Annotated in this window: 18 protein-coding genes; 10 read left to right on the top strand and 8 right to left on the bottom strand. The window is 67.0% G+C overall.

Going from position 1 to position 19,526, the window contains the following annotated elements; translation table 11 throughout:
• Complete coding sequence (locus tag NGM06_RS01040; RefSeq protein ID WP_254268525.1) at positions 1-2,379, bottom strand: amino acid permease; 2,379 nt, start codon at positions 2,377-2,379, stop codon at positions 1-3.
• Positions 2,380-2,768: 389 nt separating this feature from the next.
• On the opposite strand from NGM06_RS01040, the gene NGM06_RS01045 reads away from it, so the two are divergent.
• From NGM06_RS01045 to NGM06_RS01060, 4 genes are all read left to right on the top strand, one after another.
• The gene (locus NGM06_RS01045) at positions 2,769-3,395 is read left to right on the top strand and encodes a twin-arginine translocation signal domain-containing protein (RefSeq protein ID WP_254268526.1); all 627 of its coding nucleotides are present in this window, start codon (positions 2,769-2,771) and stop codon (positions 3,393-3,395) included.
• Between the two features lie 84 nt (positions 3,396-3,479).
• Complete coding sequence (locus tag NGM06_RS01050; RefSeq protein WP_254268527.1) at positions 3,480-4,313, top strand: hypothetical protein; 834 nt, start codon at positions 3,480-3,482, stop codon at positions 4,311-4,313.
• Positions 4,314-4,447: 134 nt separating this feature from the next.
• A complete protein-coding gene (gene trkA, locus NGM06_RS01055) occupies positions 4,448-5,791 on the top strand; it encodes a Trk system potassium transporter TrkA (protein WP_254268528.1) in 1,344 nt (447 codons plus the stop codon).
• A gap of 55 nt (positions 5,792-5,846) precedes the next feature.
• Entirely contained in the window at positions 5,847-7,373 is a 1,527-nt protein-coding gene (locus NGM06_RS01060; RefSeq protein ID WP_254268529.1) for a TrkH family potassium uptake protein, read from the top strand.
• A gap of 10 nt (positions 7,374-7,383) precedes the next feature.
• Here NGM06_RS01060 and NGM06_RS01065 read toward each other — a convergent pair whose 3' ends face one another.
• Both NGM06_RS01065 and NGM06_RS01070 read right to left on the bottom strand, forming a co-directional pair.
• Positions 7,384-8,040 (bottom strand): helix-turn-helix domain-containing protein, encoded by a 657-nt coding sequence (locus NGM06_RS01065; protein ID WP_254268530.1) that lies wholly within the window; start codon positions 8,038-8,040, stop codon positions 7,384-7,386.
• A 148-nt stretch (positions 8,041-8,188) separates the two neighbouring features.
• Positions 8,189-8,824 (bottom strand): helix-turn-helix domain-containing protein, encoded by a 636-nt coding sequence (locus NGM06_RS01070; RefSeq protein ID WP_254268531.1) that lies wholly within the window; start codon positions 8,822-8,824, stop codon positions 8,189-8,191.
• Between the two features lie 191 nt (positions 8,825-9,015).
• Between NGM06_RS01070 and NGM06_RS01075 the strand changes: the two genes are divergently transcribed.
• Complete coding sequence (locus tag NGM06_RS01075; RefSeq protein WP_254268532.1) at positions 9,016-9,246, top strand: Lrp/AsnC family transcriptional regulator; 231 nt, start codon at positions 9,016-9,018, stop codon at positions 9,244-9,246.
• A gap of 2 nt (positions 9,247-9,248) precedes the next feature.
• Here NGM06_RS01075 and NGM06_RS01080 read toward each other — a convergent pair whose 3' ends face one another.
• Together NGM06_RS01080 and NGM06_RS01085 are read right to left on the bottom strand one after the other, a co-directional pair.
• On the bottom strand, positions 9,249-9,650 hold the full coding sequence (locus tag NGM06_RS01080) for a hypothetical protein (protein ID WP_254268533.1): 402 nt from the start codon (positions 9,648-9,650) through the stop codon (positions 9,249-9,251).
• Between the two features lie 45 nt (positions 9,651-9,695).
• Entirely contained in the window at positions 9,696-10,151 is a 456-nt protein-coding gene (locus NGM06_RS01085; RefSeq protein WP_254268534.1) for a DUF7975 family protein, read from the bottom strand.
• Positions 10,152-10,231: 80 nt separating this feature from the next.
• Between NGM06_RS01085 and NGM06_RS01090 the strand changes: the two genes are divergently transcribed.
• Positions 10,232-11,488, top strand: coding sequence for a DNA double-strand break repair nuclease NurA (locus NGM06_RS01090; RefSeq protein WP_254268535.1), 1,257 nt, complete (start codon positions 10,232-10,234; stop codon positions 11,486-11,488).
• Between the two features lie 14 nt (positions 11,489-11,502).
• Here NGM06_RS01090 and NGM06_RS01095 read toward each other — a convergent pair whose 3' ends face one another.
• On the bottom strand, positions 11,503-11,853 hold the full coding sequence (locus NGM06_RS01095; RefSeq protein ID WP_254268536.1) for a DUF7113 family protein: 351 nt from the start codon (positions 11,851-11,853) through the stop codon (positions 11,503-11,505).
• Positions 11,854-12,008: 155 nt separating this feature from the next.
• Here NGM06_RS01095 and NGM06_RS01100 point away from each other — a divergent pair, with 155 nt between their 5' ends.
• The 3 genes from NGM06_RS01100 to NGM06_RS01110 all read left to right on the top strand — a co-directional run bounded on the left by NGM06_RS01100 (position 12,009) and on the right by NGM06_RS01110 (position 16,270).
• Positions 12,009-14,000 (top strand): ATP-binding protein, encoded by a 1,992-nt coding sequence (locus tag NGM06_RS01100; RefSeq protein WP_254268537.1) that lies wholly within the window; start codon positions 12,009-12,011, stop codon positions 13,998-14,000.
• Positions 14,001-14,105: 105 nt separating this feature from the next.
• The gene (locus NGM06_RS01105; RefSeq protein WP_254268538.1) at positions 14,106-15,809 is read left to right on the top strand and encodes a sensor histidine kinase; all 1,704 of its coding nucleotides are present in this window, start codon (positions 14,106-14,108) and stop codon (positions 15,807-15,809) included.
• A 32-nt stretch (positions 15,810-15,841) separates the two neighbouring features.
• Positions 15,842-16,270, top strand: a complete 429-nt coding sequence (locus tag NGM06_RS01110) for a universal stress protein (RefSeq protein WP_254268539.1) — start codon at positions 15,842-15,844, stop codon at positions 16,268-16,270.
• A 103-nt stretch (positions 16,271-16,373) separates the two neighbouring features.
• Here the strand turns inward: NGM06_RS01110 and NGM06_RS01115 are convergent, their stop codons facing one another.
• Complete coding sequence (locus NGM06_RS01115; RefSeq protein ID WP_254268540.1) at positions 16,374-16,709, bottom strand: hypothetical protein; 336 nt, start codon at positions 16,707-16,709, stop codon at positions 16,374-16,376.
• 428 nt (positions 16,710-17,137) lie between these two features.
• The gene (locus tag NGM06_RS01120) at positions 17,138-18,499 is read right to left on the bottom strand and encodes a KaiC domain-containing protein (protein WP_254268541.1); all 1,362 of its coding nucleotides are present in this window, start codon (positions 18,497-18,499) and stop codon (positions 17,138-17,140) included.
• A gap of 60 nt (positions 18,500-18,559) precedes the next feature.
• On the opposite strand from NGM06_RS01120, the gene NGM06_RS01125 reads away from it, so the two are divergent.
• Positions 18,560-19,381, top strand: coding sequence for an NAD(+)/NADH kinase (locus NGM06_RS01125; RefSeq protein ID WP_254268542.1), 822 nt, complete (start codon positions 18,560-18,562; stop codon positions 19,379-19,381).
• The last annotated feature ends 145 nt before the right edge of the window (positions 19,382-19,526 follow it).

A 19,526-nucleotide genomic window follows, 5' to 3' on the forward strand; every position in this document is an offset into this window, starting at 1 on the left:
CTATCCGAAGACCTTCCGCACGTACCGACTCACCGGGAACAGCGTCTCGCTGACCCGGTCTCTGAGACCGGTCGGCTTGGCGTAGACGACCACCGGGACCCCGAGGTCGTCGGCCCGGTCGATGACCCGGTCGGGCGTCGAACCGAGGACCCACCGTCTGAGGAGTCGGGTACGGGACGCCCCGATGAACAGCGGTCCGCCGTTCTCGGCGGCCGTCGTGACCAGTCCCTCGGCCACGGTGTCGGCCTCGACCTCGTGGACTTCGACCGGAAGGTCCGCCGGAAACGCGTCGAGGGTCCGCTGGACGTCCTCGGCGGTCCCGCCGCCGCCGCGGGGAGTGACCGTGGCGACGTGGACGTTCGCGCCTCGTTCGCCGAGCGCGCTCACCAGCGCGACCATCGAGTCGTGGTGCGGACCGCCGCCCGCGCCGATTGTGACGGTCTCCATGTCGTCGAGGTCCTCGACCTCGAAGCCTTGGACGAACACCACGTCGCAGGGAGCGTCGTACTCCACGGTCTCGGTGACCTCGTAGTGTTCCTCGGGATAGCCCATCAGGATGAGTTCCGCGTCGTCCTCGCGGGCGGTCTTGTTGATGTCGAAACCGATGTCGCGCGAGATGTGCCCCTCGACCGTGTACTCGGCGTCCACGTCCGCGGATTCGAGGCGTTCGACGAGTCTGTCGGCGCGCTTCTCGGCGTCCTCTTGGACCATCTCGTAGGGCGTCTGCTCGGGGATGTGGGTGACGTTGACGACCTGTAGTATCGGATTCTCGGCACGCGCGTTCGCCAGCGCCGCGGCCAGTGCGACGTGGACCGGCGCGCGCTCGATGCGGGCCACCGGAACGAGAACTCGGTAGCGGTCCTCGGTATCGGAGACTCCTTCGGACTCGACGGCTTCGGTCTCCCCAGATTCGGTGGGGTCGGTCTCCTCGGGTTCGCTGCCTTGGGCCACCGACCCGCCGCCCCGGTTGACCGACTCGCCGCCGCTGGTCCGGACGGGTTGATGTCTCCCCACGGCCTCCTTGGTGAGTTCCTCCACGTCGGGCGCGCCACCCCACGCGAGGTACCCGCCGACGAGCGCGAGTTCGACGCCGAGACCGATGACGATGCCCCTCGGCGGGAGGTTCGTGATGAGCGCGAGGTTAGCGAGGATACCGACAATCGGGACCCACGGCGTCAGCGGCACCTCCAGCGGTCGGTCCATGTCGGGGAACCGACGCCGAGAGACGATGAGCGCGACGTTGACGACGGCGAGCGGAGCGAGCAGGTTGAGGTTGGCGAACCCCGTCAGCGCGTCGAGACCGAGGTGGAGCAGGCCGAGTCCGCCCTCCGCCGGGAACAGCGACATGAACACGAGGATGAGGACCGAAATCGTGCCCGTCACCGTGACGACGCTCCAGAACGGCGTCCCGTACTCGGGGTGGATGCGGTTGAATCGGCGAGGCGCTTGGCCCTGTCGGCCCATCAGCGACCCGATGCCGGACGCCGCCAGAATCGAGGCGTTCGACGCCGACACCATACTGAAGACGGCCCCGGCGACGATGAGCCACTTGCCGAAACTCCCGAGGAACGCCGCGGCGACCTTCCCCATCGCGGTCTCGCCCTGCCGGGCGACGACCTCCGCGGGAATCGGCGAGTTGACCATCGCCACGATGACGAAGATGTAGAGTATCGTCACCGTCAGGATGCTCGCGCCGATGGCTTTCGGGACGACCCTGCGCGGGTCGATTATCTCGCCCGCGCTGGCCGCGATGGCCGAGAACCCGAAGAAGGTGATGAACGCGACCGCAGCGATGGAGACAATGCCGCCCGCGTTCGTCTTGAACTCCCCGGCGAAGGTGCCGACCGCCTCGGTCGGCCCCTGAAACGCGAACGCGCCGCCGATGAACACCAGCAGGACCGCCACCTTCGCGGCGGTCACGATGACCTGAAACGTCCCGCTCTCCTCGGTCCCCTGCGCGTTGAGGTAGCCGAGCAGGACCGCGGTCGTGATTGCGACCGCCCCGTGCGGAATCGGAATCCCGTGCGGGATGATGAACTGGTGGAACCACTCGCCCATCGTGGCGAGGTAGAACGCCGTGGTCGCGCAGTAGCCCATGAACAGCGACGCGCCGACCGCGAACAGGAGTCTGTCGTCCTCGAAGGTGCGCGACGAGAAGAGGTAGCCGCCGCCGTTCTCGCTGTAGATTGACGCGAACTCGGAGTACGACGCGGCGGTGATGCCCGCGATGACCGCCGCGAGGACGAACGAGATGACCGCGCTGCTCCCCACGACCGCCACCGCGGTCCCCGACAGCGAGAAGATACCCGCCGCTATCATCGTCCCCAGTCCCAGCGCGAACGCGACCCTGAATCCGAGTGTCCGAGTGTGTTCCGCCATCCCGTACCCTCGAAGACTGTACTCGACGTGTGCTCACTAATGTGATGGCCCGATTCGGTTCCATCGTCGGTCGCGCGACCTGCGGTTCGAGTCCGCAACTGTCGCCGTTAGCGAACTCCCGTAGCCACTCGACCTCCGCATAGCCACCGACCGAAATTCGGTTGGTGAAGTCTCCTTCGGTTACGGAGTTCCCTTCGGTCAGCGGAGTCTTCGACCTGTTGCGCCCGGAAATCCGCCGTGACGGCGGTTCCATCGCGCGTTGCGTTCGGAAACAGGACGTTTCTCGATTGAATTCCGGTAAAGTCGGTCTCAAGGCGGCGAAATCTGGGTTGAGGAGCGTCCGGCTTGAAACCGATGGCGACCCCACGTCCAGATGGGGTGTGGAACCAATGACCGACGCGGAGAGAGACGACGAATCGACCGACGCGAGAATCGACCGACGAACCGTCCTGAAAGGAACTGCGGCCGCCGGAGTCGCGGGGACCGGACTGGCCGGAACCGCGAGCGCGAGCGACGACGACCAGCGCGAGATAACGTTCTGTGCGGCCGGAGAGGAGACGTTCAGCTACTTCGTGCGCGTGTCCGGCAGCCTCGAACGCGGCGGGACGTACGAGAGCGACGAGTACGACGCGGTGGGCGATGACTTCGCAGAGGGCGCGGTCAGCGCCGAGCGGTGCGACAGCTTCGCGTTCACCGGGGACGTCGGGAACGTGAAGCTCAACGGGCCGGGGAAGGTGTTCGTGGACGGCGACCTCTTGGAGGACACGACCGACGACGAGGAGACACTCCCGAACAAGATAACCATCCAAGGGGAGGATACGAGAGCGGAGTACAAGTTCAGAGTGAGCGGCCGCGTCGAACCGGACGACAGCATCGAGTCGAGCGACGAGGTGTCCGATAGCGCCGTCAGGGGCGCGGTCAACTCCGGGTCCGACGTGTTCCGCTACTCGGGCGCCATCGCGTTCGACGAGGCCGACGGCCCGGTGACCGTGACGCTGGACGTGAACCCGGACTGAGAGAGCGTGGGGGGTCGCGTCGAAACGGGGACGCGCGACGACTCAGGACGAAAGCATAAACCGACGCACGTCGTGCCAGACACCATGAATCGGGAGCGACGGGCGGTCCTGCGAGGGGTGGCCGCCCTGACGGGAGCAGCGGTCGGAAGCGGTGGGGCAGTCGGGAGCGGAGCGGCGGTCGGGAGTGAAACCGCGGTCGGGAGCGACTCGACGGCCGACGCGGCGACGACCGGCGATAGCGGTCCGAACGACCGGACGGCCCGCCAAGAGGTGGACACGTCGCTCTCGCCGGGTGTCACGCTGTTCGACCTGAACGGCGACGGCGCGTACACCGCGACGGTGGAGGCGGCGGCCGAGTCGATGCGCGACGACGCCCACCCCCGCCCGATACACGTCACCTCGGACGGCAACTCCACCGTCGATTACGCGGCGTCGATAGCCGCACCGAGCGCCGAGACGACGCTCGGGGGTCTCGGCAGTCTCAGCTACGACTACTACGAGGGGCCGAACAACGTCAACCCGGACGACTCCGGCGGACTCGCGCCCGACGAGACGTTTCTGGTGGTCGAGAACGGCGACGGGCGACACGGGATGTACCTCACCTACGACGCGGGCGGCGACCCCGCCGAGGAGTGGGCGACGTTCGACGTGCTGGCCCGGATGCGGGGCGACACCGGCGGGACGAGTCGCTGGTTCGAGTACACCGCTGTCGAGTCGGGCTACGACGGCCGGACCTTCGACGACGTCGTCGCGCGGTTCGGCGAGGACGCCAGACTCGTCCGGGTCGGGGTCGGCCACGGGAACGCGGTCAATCCCGCCACCCTCGACCTCTACTACGACAACCTCGTGGTGGACGGGACGACCAAGCGGTTCCCGGTCTCGGTGACGAAACGGACGGCGCACCCGCCGCCCTTCTGAGGGGAGACGCGCCGCGGACGTTTCGGGGCGATCGCGGTTCTACGCCGACCCGTCGGTTCTCGGCCCCGTTCGAGAAAGGAAATAATCATACGGTGGGGCTTGTAAAGGATTTCAACAACTGGAGTTAGCTACTGATGCGTGTTATCATCGTCGGAGCGGGCGAGGTCGGGTCTTCCATCGCGTCGAGTCTCGCGGGCACCCACGAGGTCGTGGTCGTGGACGTGGACGGCGAGCGAGTGGACGCGCTGACCTACTCGGAGGACGTCCTCGCCATTCAGGGCGACGGCACGTCGATTTCGACGCTCCGAGAGGCGGGCATCGAGGAGGCCGACATGATGATAGCCAGCACCGACGACGACGAGACGAATCTGGTCGCCTGCGGCACCGCGAAGACGGTGGACGACCCGTTCACCATCGCGCGGGTCAAGAACGTCGATTACCTCGAAACGTGGCAGCACGCGGCCGACCGGACCGCGTTCGGCGTGGACTTCATGGTGTGTACGAACCTGCTCACGGCGCAGGACATCGTCCGCGTCATCGGCCTGCCCGCCGCGCGCGACGTGGACCCGTTCGCCGGGGGGACCGTCCAGATGGCCGAGTTCGGGGTCAGCGCCGACAGTCCGCTGGCCGACCAGACCGTCAGCGAGGCCGACCGGTTCGACTCGCTGACGTTCGCCGCCATCCTCCGAAACGGCGACGTGGAGATACCGCGCGGGGGAACCCGCATCCGGGCCGACGACAAGGTGGTCGTCATCGGGAACCCCGAGAGCGTGCAGGAGTTCGCCCGCGAAATCGCGCCGCGCGAGACGCCCTCCAGCAACGAGGACCTCGTCATCATCGGCGGGAGCGACATCGGCTACCACGTCGCCCGGCTGCTGGAGGAGCGCGGTCTCAGCCCGCGACTCATCGAGCGGGACGCCGACCGCGCCCGCGAACTCGCCGAAAAGTTGCCCAACACGGTCGTCATGGAGAGCGACGCGACCGACGCCGAGTTCCTCGCGCGCGAACACGTGGACGAGGCCGACGCCGTGGTCGCGGCCCTCGAGAGCGACGAGAAGAACCTGCTGGTCTCGGTGCTGGCCAAGCAACTCGGTGCGCGCCGGACCGTCGCGGTGGTCGAGACCACCGAGTACGTCAGTCTCTTCGAGACGGTGGGCGTGGACGTGGGCGTCAACCCCCGCGAGGTCACCGCCGAGGAGATAACCCGGTTCACCCGCGAACTCCACACCGAGAACGTCTCGCTCATCGAGGACGACAGGGCAGAGGTCATCGAAATCGAGGTGGACGACGACTCGATTCTCGTGGGCAGACCGATACGCGAATCGGTCGCCGACCTCCCGGAGGGGTTCGTCGTCGGTGCCATCACCCGCGACGACCAGTTCGTCGTTCCGCGGGGCGACACCGTCGTCGAGTCGGGCGACCACGTGGTCGTCTTCGTGGAGCGAGACGCGCTGGAAGCCGTGACCGAACAGCTATGACGCGGGGAACGACGGGGACTCGCGGGCCTGCGTCTACGCTACGGGTGAGTCGCCGATGAACGTACGCGTGGACTGGCGGGCGAGTTGCAGTCTGGTCGGCACCGTCGTCAAGTGGTTGGCGGTGGCGATGGTGTTCCCGCTCGCGCTCGCAGTGTTCTACGGCGAGGGGGTGGTGACGTTCCTCGCGTCGATGGCGCTGGCGGTCGGTATCGGCTGGAGCCTCGAACGCTTGGACGACGACCCCGACCTCGGAGCGCGCGAGGGGTTCCTGATGGTCGCGCTGACGTGGCTCGTAGTGTCGTTCGTCGGCGCGTCGCCGTACGTCATTGCCGGGCAGGGGACCGTCGGCCAACCGGTCAACGCGCTCTTCGAGTCGATGAGCGGGTTCACCACCACCGGAGCGACCGTGATGGGGTCCATCGGCTTCGAGAGGCACTCGCGGGCGCTGATGATGTGGCGACAGCAGACCCAGTGGCTCGGCGGGATGGGCATCGTGGTGCTGGCGGTCGCCATCCTGCCCGAACTCTCGGTCGGGGGCGCGCAACTGATGGACGCGGAAGCGCCCGGCCCGGGAATCCAGAAGCTCACGCCACGCATCGCCGAGACCGCCCGCGCACTCTGGGGCATCTACTTCGCCATCACCGTGCTGGAGATGGTCCTGCTGTACTCGCTCCACCTCGCGGACCTCGCGCCGAACATGACCCTGTACAACGCGGTCGCCCACGCGCTGACGACGATGCCGACCGGCGGGTTCTCTCCCGCGGCCCGGAGCATCGAGGCGTTCTCGGCCGCGGTCCAGTGGCTCATCATCCCGTTCATGGTGGCCGCGGGGACCAACTTCGCGCTGTTCTGGCACCTGCTCAACGGCGACTTCGACACGTTCCGCGAGGACACCGAGTTCCGGTTCTACGCCAGCGTGTTGGCGGTCTTCTCCGGACTCGTGGCGATTCTCCTGTTCACCGGCGGCACGCCCGAACTCACCGCCGTCGGACCGCTCTCCGGAAACGCCGAGAAGGCGCTCCGTCACGCCGTCTTTCAGGTCGTCTCGCTCGTGACGACCACGGGGTACGCCAGCATGGACTTCGCCCAGTGGGGGACTCCGGCCCAGTACGTGCTGTTCGTCATGCTGTTCGTCGGCGGGTCGGCGGGTTCGACCGGCGGCGCCGTCAAAATCGTGCGCTGGCTGGTCGTCCTCAAGTCGCTCAAGCGCGAACTGTTCACCACGGTCCACCCCGAGGCGGTCCGGCCGGTCCGACTCGGCGACCGGGCGCTGGACGAACGCGCGGTCCGGGGCATCTACGCGTTCACGCTGCTGTATCTCGTCATCTTCTTCGTCGCGGCGATGCTCGTCTACTTCGACGCCGCGCGCACGGGACTGGACCTCGTCGCGCTCGACGCGATGAGTGCGGTCGCGGCGACGCTCGGCAACGTGGGTCCGGGGTTCGGCATCGTCGGGCCGATGGAGAGCTACCTCCGGTTCCCGCGGACCTCGAAGCTGTTCATGGTGTTTCTGATGTGGATCGGACGGCTCGAAATCCTGCCGGTGCTGGTCCTGCTGACCCCGGCGTACTGGCAGTCCTGAAGGCTCCGTCCTACTCCCGACCTTTTCCGAGGAAGTCCGCGACCAGTTGCTCGTGACCGCGGCGGAGTCGCTCCGAGACCGCCTGCCGCGAGATGTCGAGTCGCTCGCCGACCGCTTCGAGGTCCACGCTCCGCGGCACGCTGTAGTAGCCCATCTCGAAGGCGGTCGAGAGCGCCCGTCGCTGTTTGTCCGTCAGGCCGTGTCCGGCGGTCGGCGCCTCGCCCGACCCGTAGAGTCGAGTGACGGTCGCCTCGTACTCCCGGCGGAACTCGTCGTCGAACACCTCGCCCACGTCGCCGTGGTCGGCGAACCTGAGTTGGAACCGCCAGACGCCGTCGGTGGCGGTCGCGCGGAGTATCACGCCGTCGCGGTCGAAGATGCGCTCGGCGAACCGGCAGATGGCCGCGTCGAACCGAATCTCGAACAGGTCGGCGTCGCCGTCCTCGCCGAGTCGCCGCGCGTCGGCGACCGACGAGTCGGTCGCGAACAGGTCGGGGAGGCGGTCGGACTCGACGCCCGAGACCCACGCGAACGACGCGGTTCGGTCGCCCGCCTCGCCGACGGTTCGCTCCATCCGCAACGCCGCGTCGGGAGCGCGCTCGAACGTCTCCGCCAGCGCGAGCGTCGATGCGGGAACGGTTATCTCGAACGCGGTCGCTACGCCCATGTGTCTCCGGAACCCCCGTCACCCCTCGAACGACGACTCGACGCTCGCGACTCGACTGATGGCATCACTCTCATCGTCCCAACGGTTGACAGAACGCTAGTAAAAGAACTCGGACTCGATATTAATGCCCCGATCGGTCGGCGCGTCGCTACCCGTTGACGAGTAGGGTGTTGCGGACCAGCGCGTCGTGACCCCGTCGGAGGCGCTGGGACACCGAGTTCGTCGAGATACCGAGGCGGTCGGCGATGTCCTCGACCGTGGCCTCGCGCGGCACCGAGAAGTAGCCCAACTCCGACGCCAGCACTAGCGTCTCGCGCTGCTCGGGCGTCAGGCCGAACTCGCCCTCCTTGGGTCCGGTCGTCCGGTACTTCCGGTGGAGTTCGAAGTCCGACTCCAGTTCGTCGTAGAACCCCGAGAGTCTGTCCTCGTCGGCGAACCGGAGTTTGAGGAACCACTCGTCGTCAGCGACCGCCTCCTGCACGATGGCGTGTTCGTCTATCATCGCGTCCACCTGTCGCTCGACGGGTTCGCTCCACTCTATCATGTAGAGGGCCGTCCCGTCGAGTCGGTCGAGCGTCGCCACCTCCGAGACGGTCTCGTCGTCCGCCATCGCCGCCTCGAACCTATCGAGGTCGCCGCCCGACGCCCAGAGGAACGGCATCACCCACTCCCTGCTGTGGGTGGCGAGACGCTCCACCTCGACCCGCATATCCGGAGCGGCGTCGAGGGCCGTCCGGAGCGCGAAGTCGTCGGCCGGAATCGAGAACTCCGCGATGAAACTCATGTTATCAGAATTGGACCCGCGGACGGAAACCTCGTGTGGCAGGTCGGCGACCCTCGCGCGGTGGGCGCGATGGCACCTCGATTACCCGGACTCCCGCGACGATGCCGACCGCGACTGGTTCAGTTCCGACCGCCGCGCTGGCCCGTGCGAACCGGCAACAGTACTTTGGTCGCACTCGCCGTATCGGTGGCATGGTTCGCGCCTACGTAGCGATAATCACCGGAACGGGAGCGTCGGAGGACGCCGCGGCCGCCGTCCGCGACCTCTCGGGAGTTACGTTGGCCCACGTCGTCTCGGGCGACTTCGATATCGTGGCCGAAATCGAGGGCGAGACGGTGCGAGACCTCCAGCGAATCGTCACCGGCGGGATTCACGAGGTGGAGGGCGTCGGGACCACCCGGACGTACGTCCAACTGGACTGAGACTACCCGTCGAGCGAGATGAACGACACGTCGCGCCGCAGCATGTACTCCCGGAAATCGGCCACCACGTCGGGCAGAACCGGGAGAATCCCGCGCTCGAAACTCGCTATCACTACCTCGTCGTCCACGAATCCCGTGAACAGTATCTTGGTGTCGGCGACCTTGATTATCTGGTTCACGTTGTCGGCGTTCATCAGTTCCTCGTAGCTCTCGCTGGCGACGAGTTCGAGGAGTTCGGACTCGACCTCGCGCTGGCGGCGGTCGGTCCAGTCGAGGTCGTCCCGGAGGTGGAGGAGTTCGACGTCGTCGGTCTCGCCCGCCTCGGGGTCTGTGCGGACGAAGTAGCGGAGTTTGTCGCCCGCGTGGTCGAGCGTAATCGAACACATGTCCTCGCAGACAGTCATACTGATTTCCGTGTGACGCGGCGGAGATAAATCCCGTGAAGCGAGTCAGACCGCGCCGACCCACGCCCGGAACGACTCGGGTTGGTCGTACACCTCGCGGAAGATGCGTTCGACGCACTGGGCGACTCGGTTCGGGTCGGCGAGCGCCGACACCCGGACGTTGACGCCTTCGGTCTCCTCGGGCCGGACGAGGTCGTCGATTTTGAAGGCCGGGAACTCCCCGAGGACGGACTTGAGGGCGTCCAACTCCGCGTCGGTGCAGTCGAGGTTGAGCGTCCCGTCGCCGAACTGAACCCACGGCGGCGCTCGCTCGGGGTCGTCGGCGTCCGCCGGTTCGTCGGCGTCCGCGTCCCCGGTTTCGCCCGCGTCGGCGTCGAGCGCGGACGCGTCCGCGTCGGCCTCGAAGGTGGCGAAGGCGCTCCCGCGCTCGCGGTGGGCGGTGATGGCCTCCGCGAACAGTCGCTGTCGCTCCTCCGGCGTCGCGGCGTCGAATCTGGTCATGCCCCCTGGTACGCGGTCGGCCCTGAAAAAGGCCACCCGAACGGCGGGGGTTTTTGCCGCTGCAATCGCATGCGGATGGTATGACGCTCGACCCGGTGCACTTCGACGGCATCGCGGGGTTGGCCGACCGCATCGACTACGACGCCGAGGACCAGGACCACCGGGACGCCGCCGAGACGGTCTGGGAGAACTTCCTCGACCCGCTGGTCGGCGACGACGGAGCGATTCTCGAACCCGTCGACGAACTGGCCCGCCGACAGGTGGATACCGAGGAGATAGCCCTCGAAGACGCTCCGTTCGAGACGACCCACGGTCTCGACGCCGGGACGCTCAACCCCAAGCCGTTCAAGAACGGACTGGTCCTCGACGTGGCCCACGCCGCGATGAGCGCGACGCCGTCGGACCTCGACCTCCACGACTCCCGGACCGTGGTGAAGGCGCTCCACTCGAACGACACCTCGAAGAACTTCGGCACCGAGTGGGAGGAGTACGACGACGGGAGTCAGCGCCGAATCGTCCACACGCACCTGCCCCAGAACCAGTACGAGGAGGACGTGGTTCACGCCCTCGCGCTCTACCTCGCCGAGAGCAGTCACGCCCTCGAACACGCCGAGCGCGTCTCGGAGTTTCTCCTGCTCGACGGTCCAATCTACCCGAAGGGCGTCCTCCGGTGGAAGTACCGGAGTTCGGTCCTGACCGACCTGTTCGAGGAGTCGCCGCTCGTCCGGCAGATTCTGGACAACTACGTCGAACTGGTCGAGACGTTCGCCGACCGGGGCGTCCCGCTGGCCGGGTTCGTCAAGAACGTCTCGTCGAAGTCGGTGGTCCGCACGCTCAAGCGCGAGACCGACTTCGGGCCAGTGCCGTGGGCGCACGACGCCGGTCTGTTCGCCCAGATTCTCGAACGCCGCGAACTCGTGGACGGCGAGTTCGAGCGCCTGACCGACGACCTGACGCTGACCAACTGGTTCGTCTCGACGGGCGGCATGGACGAGTTCTTCGCGGCGGAAGGCGGCCACGATATCGACCGGCGTCTCGACCCCGAGCAGTATCAGGTCACGTTCTGCGTGGTGTACGACCCCCGCAGGGACCTCGTGTTCAAGGTCGAAGCCCCGAGAGTGTTCACCGACGACCCCGAACTCCGCGAGGCCATCGAGCGCCAGATTCTCGGGGAAATCGCGGTCCATCGCGGACCGCCCCGTGCCATCTCGAAGGCCGACGACCTCGCGGCCATCGACCGCGGGAGCGTCGATTCGCTGGTCACGTCGTTCGAGCGCTCGCTCGACACCGAACTCGACGAGAACTACAACGCGGTCCGGTGGGGACGCGGTTACTGAAACCGAAGAGAGAGTTACTGCGGTTCGGCCGTCTCGATTTCCTGCTTCTCGACGGTCACCTCGACGTCCTCGGGGTCGATCCCGATGCGGGCGAACTGGGTCTTGACGTGTTCGCGGGCGGCATCGGTCGCCTGCTCGCGCGTGTCGAACCCGCGGGGCATCGGCGACTCGAAGGCCACGTTGACGTCCTCGCCGTCCACTTGCTGGACCGTCCCGCCGCTCTCGACCTGATAGAACTCGTCGCAGACCCAGACGTAGGGGGCGTCCTCGTCGGGCGCACCCTTGAACCGCGGCGCTCGCTCGCCTCGCTCGTACAGCGTGCCAGTCAGCGTCGTGCCCCCGGCGTCGCCACGGATGAGTAGCATGACCGGACGTAGGGCGCGGGCAGATAAAAGCGGTCCGCCTCCGCGAAGTATGCCCTGTGGTGCGTGTTACCCCGACTGTAGTCGGACGCCGCGACGACCGGCGGCCCGCGCCGGAGGGAAACCTGTTTGTCCCATGCGCCCATTGCCGGGGAACGATGACCGACCTCGGCGACTTCAGTAGGGACGACTCGGACGCCTCCGAGTCCGACACCCCCGAGACCGACGACTTCGAGACGGACCCCTCCGACGACGCGAACGCCGGGTTCTCGGACTTCGAGTCCGACGACCCGGACTCGGACGGTCCCGAGACCGACCTCGACGGCGTGGGCGACTTCGACACCGGCACGTCGAGCGCCGCGACGCGGAGCGACGACCGCTTCGACTCGATGGCCACCGACCCCGTGGGAACCGACCGCGGCATCGGCACCCTCTCGGCGGCCGAGGGCCTGCGAATCGGCGAGGAGGAGGACGAGACCCACCTGCAGGCGTACGTGACCGCCGACAACCGCGAGGACGTGCGGGTCGGCAAGTACCTGCTCGTGGGCTACCCCGACGGCGAGAAACTGTTCTGTCGCATCTGCGCGCTGGAGTACCGACAGGAGTACCGGGTGGACGACGCGACCGAAATCCACTCCAAGCGCGCGATGCGCCGCGAGGACATCGAGGAGACCGACTACAAACTGATGGCGGACCTCGAACCCGTCGCGATTCTCTACGAGGACGGCGAGGCGCAGAGCGCCTCGGAACAATCGAGCGGCGACGGGCCGCGAGACGGCGAGGGACCGGACGCCGACCTCAAGCGCCGGATGACCGACCGGGTGCCCAAGCCCAAATCTGTCGTCCGGGAGGCCAGCGACAAGGCCGAAATCAAGACCGGTCTCAAGATGCCGGGCGACGGCGTCTTCCTCGGCCACCTCTCGGTCGGCGGCGAGAAGGTCCGGACCGCGGCCGAACCGCCGACCATCGACTACCGCCTGAAGGACGACTACGAGGACGGCGACCCCCTCGTCTTCCGGCACACCCTCGTCGCCGGAGGCACCGGGTCCGGGAAGACCCACGGCGCGAAGAACGTCCTCCGGCAGTTCCTCGCCGACGAGCGCCGCTACGAGATGGAGGACGGCGCGGACCGCCGGGCCGCAGTCGTCCAGTTCGACCCGCAGGACGAGTACGCCCAGATGCACGACGACAACCCGGACGTGACCGCCGAGGACGAGCGCCGGTGGGAGTCCGAGAACGTCGCTCACGGCGGCCACGACGAGACGAAGGCGTTCGTCCCGAAGGTCGGGGGCGGGTCCTACGCCGCCGACCACCACCGGGCCGAGCAGGTCGCGTTCACGATTCCGTTCTCGATGGTCGCGCGCCGCCCGTGGCTGGTCGCGGGCGCGAGCCTCAACGACAACCAGTACAACGCCCTGCGACTGTTGCTCGACCGGTTCTTCGACCAGTACGGCGAGGCTGGCACCTACGAGGACTTCGTGGACTACATCGACGACCCCGCGCTCCGCGAGGAACTCGACGAGAGCGGTCGGGTCCACGAGGCGACCTACGACGCGGTGAAGCGCCGGGCCATCAGCTCGGCGTTCTACAGCGTGTTCGACCAAGATGCCCGGCCCATCACCGACCAGATACAGCAGTTCGTCAAACCCGGTCAGTTGAGCGTCGTGCCGACCTACCACCTCAACGACTCGCGGGCGACCGAGGTGGTCGTGCTGGCGCTCGCCAGCCTGCTCGTGGACGAGAAACTCTCGAACGACCCGACCTACACCCGCATCAAGGAGACGCCGCTCGTGGTCGGGATGGACGAGGCCCACAACTTCCTGACCGACGCCGACAGCGTGCAGTCCCGGAAGGTCATCACGAAGTTCACGGAGGCCGCAAAGCAGGGCCGCAAGGAGCGCCTCGGCCTGTTCCTCATCACGCAGGACCCACAGGACATCGACGACGCCGTCTTCAAGCAGATAAACACCACCGTCGTCCTGAATCTGGGCGACGAGGACGCCATCAAGAGCGTCAACATCCCCGCCGAACTCGAAGGGAAGGTCCCCTACATGGAGAAGGGCCAGATGGTCGTCTACTCGCCCGACAACTCCGAACCCGTCGAGATAATCGGTCTCTCGAAGTGCGTGACGAAGCACGGGCGGGACTGACCCCCACGTCCGGTCTCGTACCTCTCGGGTTGTCTCTGTCGCACTCCGCCCGCCCGACGCCTCCGGCCTACCTTTTTGTCGGTCGGGTCTCTCGTAGCAACCGAGATGGACCTGTCACCGACGTGGCTGGCGCTCGGCCCCCTCGCGGCGTTCGCCATGTCGCTGTACTTCCTGCGACACCTCTGGCCCTACCGCGCGGAACCCGGCGGGTGGCTGTTCATCGCCACCATAGTCTGCGAGGCCATCTGGACCGGCGCGTACGGCGTCGCGCTCACGGTTCACGACCCGACGCTCCGGTGGGTGTTCGAGATTCCCATCTGGTTCGGCAAGAGTTTCATCACGGTGTTCTTCCTCGCGTTCGTCCTCGAATACACCGGGCGGGGCGAACTCGTGCGCTCGAAGTGGATGGGTCTCGTCGCCGCGATGCAGACCACGTCGGTCCTGCTAGTCGCGACCAATCCGCTCCACCACCTCGCGTGGAGCAACTACCACGTCGAACCGGTGTTCGGTGCGGCCACGGTCGCCTACACCCACCAACCGTGGCTGTTCGTGACCATGCTCACGTTCTACTTCCTCGGCGGTGGCGCGATGGTCGTCCTCGTGGACGCGTTCGTCAGTTACGGCGAACTCTACCGCGGCCAGACCATCGCGGTGGCGCTCTCGCTCATCGCGCCGTTCGCGGCGAATCTGGCGTGGCTGTTCGAGATAGGTCCCGTTCCGGCCTTGGACCTGACTACCTCCGCGCTGGCCGTTCACCTCGGGTTCGACTTCTACGCGTTCTTCCGCCGGAACATGTTCGAGCAGACGCCCGCGGCCAGACGCATCGGCGAGCGCGCGGCCATCCACGACCTCGGCACGCCGGTCGTCATCGCGGACAGCGAGGGCCGGGTCATCGACGTCAACGAGGAGGCCGAGCGCGTGTTCGACCCCGACGCGACTGCCGGGGTCGGCGACACGCTCGACAGCCTCGTGGGCGCGCAACTCGACCTGTCGGCGCACGAGCAGTCCGCGACCGTCCGCACCGACGGCGAGCGTCGCGAGTACAGCGTCACCAGTTCGCCGGTGGCGGACTCGACGGGGACTCGCGTCGGCTACACGCTCGTCTTTCAGGACGTGACCGCGGACAGGCGGCGCAAACAGCGCCTCGAAGTCCTCAACCGCGTCCTGCGACACAACCTCCGCAACGACCTCTCGAAGATAAACGGCTACGCCGAGTTGATTCGGGACGGGACCGACGACCCCGCCATCGAAGGCCACGCCGAGACGGTGCTGAGGAACGGCCGCGGACTGGCCGAACTCGGCGACAAGGCCCGGGAGTTCGAGCGAGCGATGGAGGGCGAGCGCCACCGCAAGCGCGTCGAACTGCACGCGCTCGTCGCGGAGGTGGCCAACGACTTTCGGACGGAGTACCCCGACGGCAGAATCGAGACCGACGTTCCCGAGGGACTCGAACTGGAGACCGACCCCGCGATCGTCCGACTCCTGCTCTCGAACCTCGTGGAGAACGCGCTCGAACACGGCGGGGACGACCCTCGCGTCGAAATCGCTCTCGCCGACGCCGAGGCGACCCCGCGCTCGGCGGTACTCGAAGTCCGCGACGACGGACCGGGCATCCCCGACCACGAGGTGGCGGTCCTGACCGAGGGCGGCGAGAACGACCTCGAACACGGCAGCGGTCTCGGTCTCTGGGTGGTCGAGTGGAGCGCGAGCGCGCTCGGCGGCGACGTGTCGTTCGAGCGCGACGGCGGCACCACCGTTTCCGTCAGGCTACCGGGCGTGGTCACGCGTCCGACACCGTCGGCGTCCTGAAAGTTTAACGCGACGCCGGTCGAATATCCGGTATGGCCAAGCGCATTCTCGTTCCCATCGACGGTTCGACCCAGTCCGACGACGCCCTCGAACACGCACTGGCGGAGTTCGGCGACCACGACCTCACGGTCCTCCACGTCATCGACCCCGTCGATACGGGGTACAGCGGCCCGGTCGGCATCCCCGGCGGGTCCGAGGAGTGGTACGAGAACGCCAAGAAGGAGAGCGAGGAACTGTTCGAGGACGCCCAAGCGGTCGCCGACGAGTACGGCGTCACCCTCGACACCGCCACCGAACCCGGACGCCCCGCCCGGACCATCGTGGAGTACGCGGACGACGAGGGCTTCGACCAGATAGTGATGGGGAGCCACGGGCGCTCGGGCGTCTCGCGCATCCTGCTCGGGAGCGTCGCCGAGACGGTGGTCCGACGCGCGACGATGCCGGTGACCGTGGTTCGGTAGACGGACGCCCTCGGAGCGGTCGATGCAGGCAGTTCTCCGCACCGCTCGACTCCGTCGGCGGTCCGTCCGTGGAACCGACAAATAGTGACTCCCGAGGAGTCGCTCACCGGTCGTCTTTCTTTTCCTTCTTCTTGCCCTTCTTTCGCTTCTTCTTGCCCTTCCTCCGCTTCTTCTTTTTCTTCTCGTGTTCTGTGCACGCGCCCCAGTGGTCGTAGGGGTGTTTCTCGACGTGTTTCTTCGCGGCCTTCTTCGGCAGGTAGAGCGTCTTACAGTTGCTTCCCTCTCGACCCGGCGGGCAGTGGCAGATTTTCTTCTTCTTCCTGCCTTTCCCACCTTTACCACCTGCAGCGGCCGTTCCGGCTGCACTGCTACCCGCGACGATAGCGCCGCCAGCCGCTCGCAGAATCGACCGACGTGACGTGTTCGTGTCCTCTGACATAGGTTCCTCCTTCGGCGACGGTGGAAATCGCCCGTCGCCGGACGCCGATTATCCGGCATTCCACTTTGTTATAAACTGATACCCGCGTCGGTAATCCGGAACGTAGGCGGCCGAATCGGAGAAACGAGGGCTGATACTCGGACGGGAGTGATAGCCCACTCGAAGGACGCCGCTCAATCGACTCCATCGTGGTACTTTCAGGAAACTTACCGCGGGCCTCCGTACCGACCCGTCCGAAACGGAACGTAACTGACAGCTGTGAGACCCGGCGGGGAACTGCCGGCCGCACTCGTCGGTTATCCCGGGTTCGGGGTACCGCGTTCGCCGAGGAGTCCGCGGCCACGGAGAACAGTCACGTCGTGAACTCGTTTCGGACTTCTGAGTTCAACGAGACCGAACCGAGACGCCCGGCGGAGTAAACCCCCGTTTCAGAAGATGTTCGCCTGCCGGTAGACGCTGATGCCCTCGTTCGTGATGGAGTAGGGCTTGATTTCGCGGGAGTGATTGGCGTCGCGTATCTTCTGAATCTCGACCGCCAGCCTCGTCTCGCGGAAGTCGTCGGAACTCCGGATGTACCGCAGGATGAACACCGCGTCCACGAGGTACTCGATGATGCCGTGGCGGGAGGCGTAGGCGTTGTCCTCGCTGGCCTCGCTGGTGAGCATCGTCGTCACCCCGGCCTCCTTCAGGCTCTTGGTGAAGTCGTAAATCTCGTTCCGGCGGGTGGCCTGGTCGTCGTACATCATCTCCAGCAGCGACACCGAGTCCAGCACGAGACGGGTCGCGCCGAACTCCTCGACCAGTCGCGGCAGGTCGTTGCGGATGGAGGTCAGACTGTTCGCCATCTCGATGGGGTCGAGGTCGATGACCGCGAGACTGCCCTCCTCCTCGTACTCGTCGAACTCCCAGCCTTTCTCGGTCGCCGTGCTGACGATGCGGTCGTGGCTCTCTTCGAGGGTGATGAACACCGCGTTCTCGCCCTGTTCGAGGGCCTCGTGGAGGAACTGGAGACCGAAGGTCGTCTTCCCGGTCCCGGCCGACCCGACGGTCGTCATGAGCGACCGCTGGGGGACCCCGCCCTGAATCATGCTGTCGAGACCTTCGATGCCGACGTCGATGCGGGGGATGTCGGACTCGAACTCCTCGTCGTCGAACTCCTCGCTCTCGAAGGGTTCGCCGCCGCCGAATCCGCCGCCGAACCCCTCCCCGTCGCCGGACCCCATGCCGAACTCGCCGCCGCCGCCGAAACCGCCGTCCGCGTCGCCGCCGGTCGCGTCGGCGGGTCCGCCTCCTGACGGCCCTCCCCCGCCTCCCGCTGGCCCCGTGCCGCCCCCTGCCGAACCTGCACCGCCGCCGCCGGGCGCGTTCTCGAACGCGCTGGCGAAGTCCTCGTCGAAGAGGTCGCCGTCCTCCTGCTCGGCGTCGTACGGGTCGGCGTCCGCGAATCCGCCGGAGGGGGCGCTCTCGGACGGTTCGGTCGTCGCGTTAGAGTTGTCCGCGAGCGCGTCCGAGTCGTCGCTCCGTTTCCCGCCGAAGTCCGGGGGGTCGCCCCCGCCGGGGCCGCCGGTCTCGTCCGCCTCGGAGTCTGCGAGGTCGGCGTCGTCGGCTTCGGCATCTGGGCGGTCCGTCTCCTCGGTTTCGGCGTCGGCGGTCGGGGACTCGTCTCCCTCCCCGCCGTCTTCGTCGTCTTCGTGGAGTGCGCGCTCGAACCAGTCGTCGTCCTCGGTCACGAGAGCCACCTCCTCGTCGGTCGAGCGCGGCGCATACCGGGCACCTCGGACCGACCGCATTTCAATGTTTCTCGCCGCCGCGTCGGCGGACTTTTGACGGGCGGGCGAGAAGGGCCAACGATGAGAGTCGGCATCGTCGCCCAGAAAGGGAACTCCCGCGCCGCGGTTCTGGCCGAACGGATACGCGAAACACTCCCCGAGGAGGTGACCGTCAGACTGGACGACGCGACCGCCCGCCACTTGGACGACGAGGGCCACCCGGTCGAGCAGATGGACGCCTGCGACCTCGTGGTCTCCATCGGGGGCGACGGGACGTTCCTCTTCGCGGCCCGCGGCGCCGGGCCGACGCCGATTCTGGGCGTCAACCTCGGCGAAGTCGGATTCCTCAACGGCGTCGCACCCGAGGACGCGGTCGAAACCGTCGAAGCGGTCGTGGCTGGCTATCGCGAGACCGACACGATTCCCTCGCGGGATGTTCCCCGACTCCGGGCCACCGGCGAGGGCGACTGGTCGGTCCACCCGGCACTCAACGAAATCGTCGTGCAGGGACCCCAGCGCGGTCACGGAAACGGATTGGACTACGAGGTCCGGGTGGACGACCGCGTTTTCACCGCGGGACGCGGTGACGGCGTGCTGGTTTCGACGCCGACCGGGAGCACCGCGTACAACCTGAGCGAGGGCGGACCGCTGGTCCACCCCGACGCCGACGCGCTCGTGATCACCGAGATGTGCGCCGCGGAGTCGATGCCGCCGCTGGCGGTTCCCAGCGACAGCGTGGTCGAGATTCGGGCCGACGGCGCGGCGTTCGGCTACGTCAGCAGCGACAGCACGCGCGAGCGATTCGAGACGCCGGAGACGGTCACGGTCCGGGCGGACCCGGACCCGACCCGCATCGCCGAACCCTCCAGCGACTTCTTCCAAGCGCTCGGGAAACTCGATTGAGAGGGTCGGTCGTAACTCCGTTCAGCACTGGGCCGCCACCGACTGCGTATCGCGCGCGACACAGTCCGACGCCCCGCCAGACTGTGATGAACTTGCATCCGACCCCCTGATTCTGCCGAAAGGGAAAGTCCTAATCCTGCGGGTT

Origin of the sequence: Halorussus aquaticus (genome assembly GCF_024218795.1) — an archaeon.
GTDB classification, from domain to species: domain Archaea; phylum Halobacteriota; class Halobacteria; order Halobacteriales; family Haladaptataceae; genus Halorussus; species Halorussus aquaticus.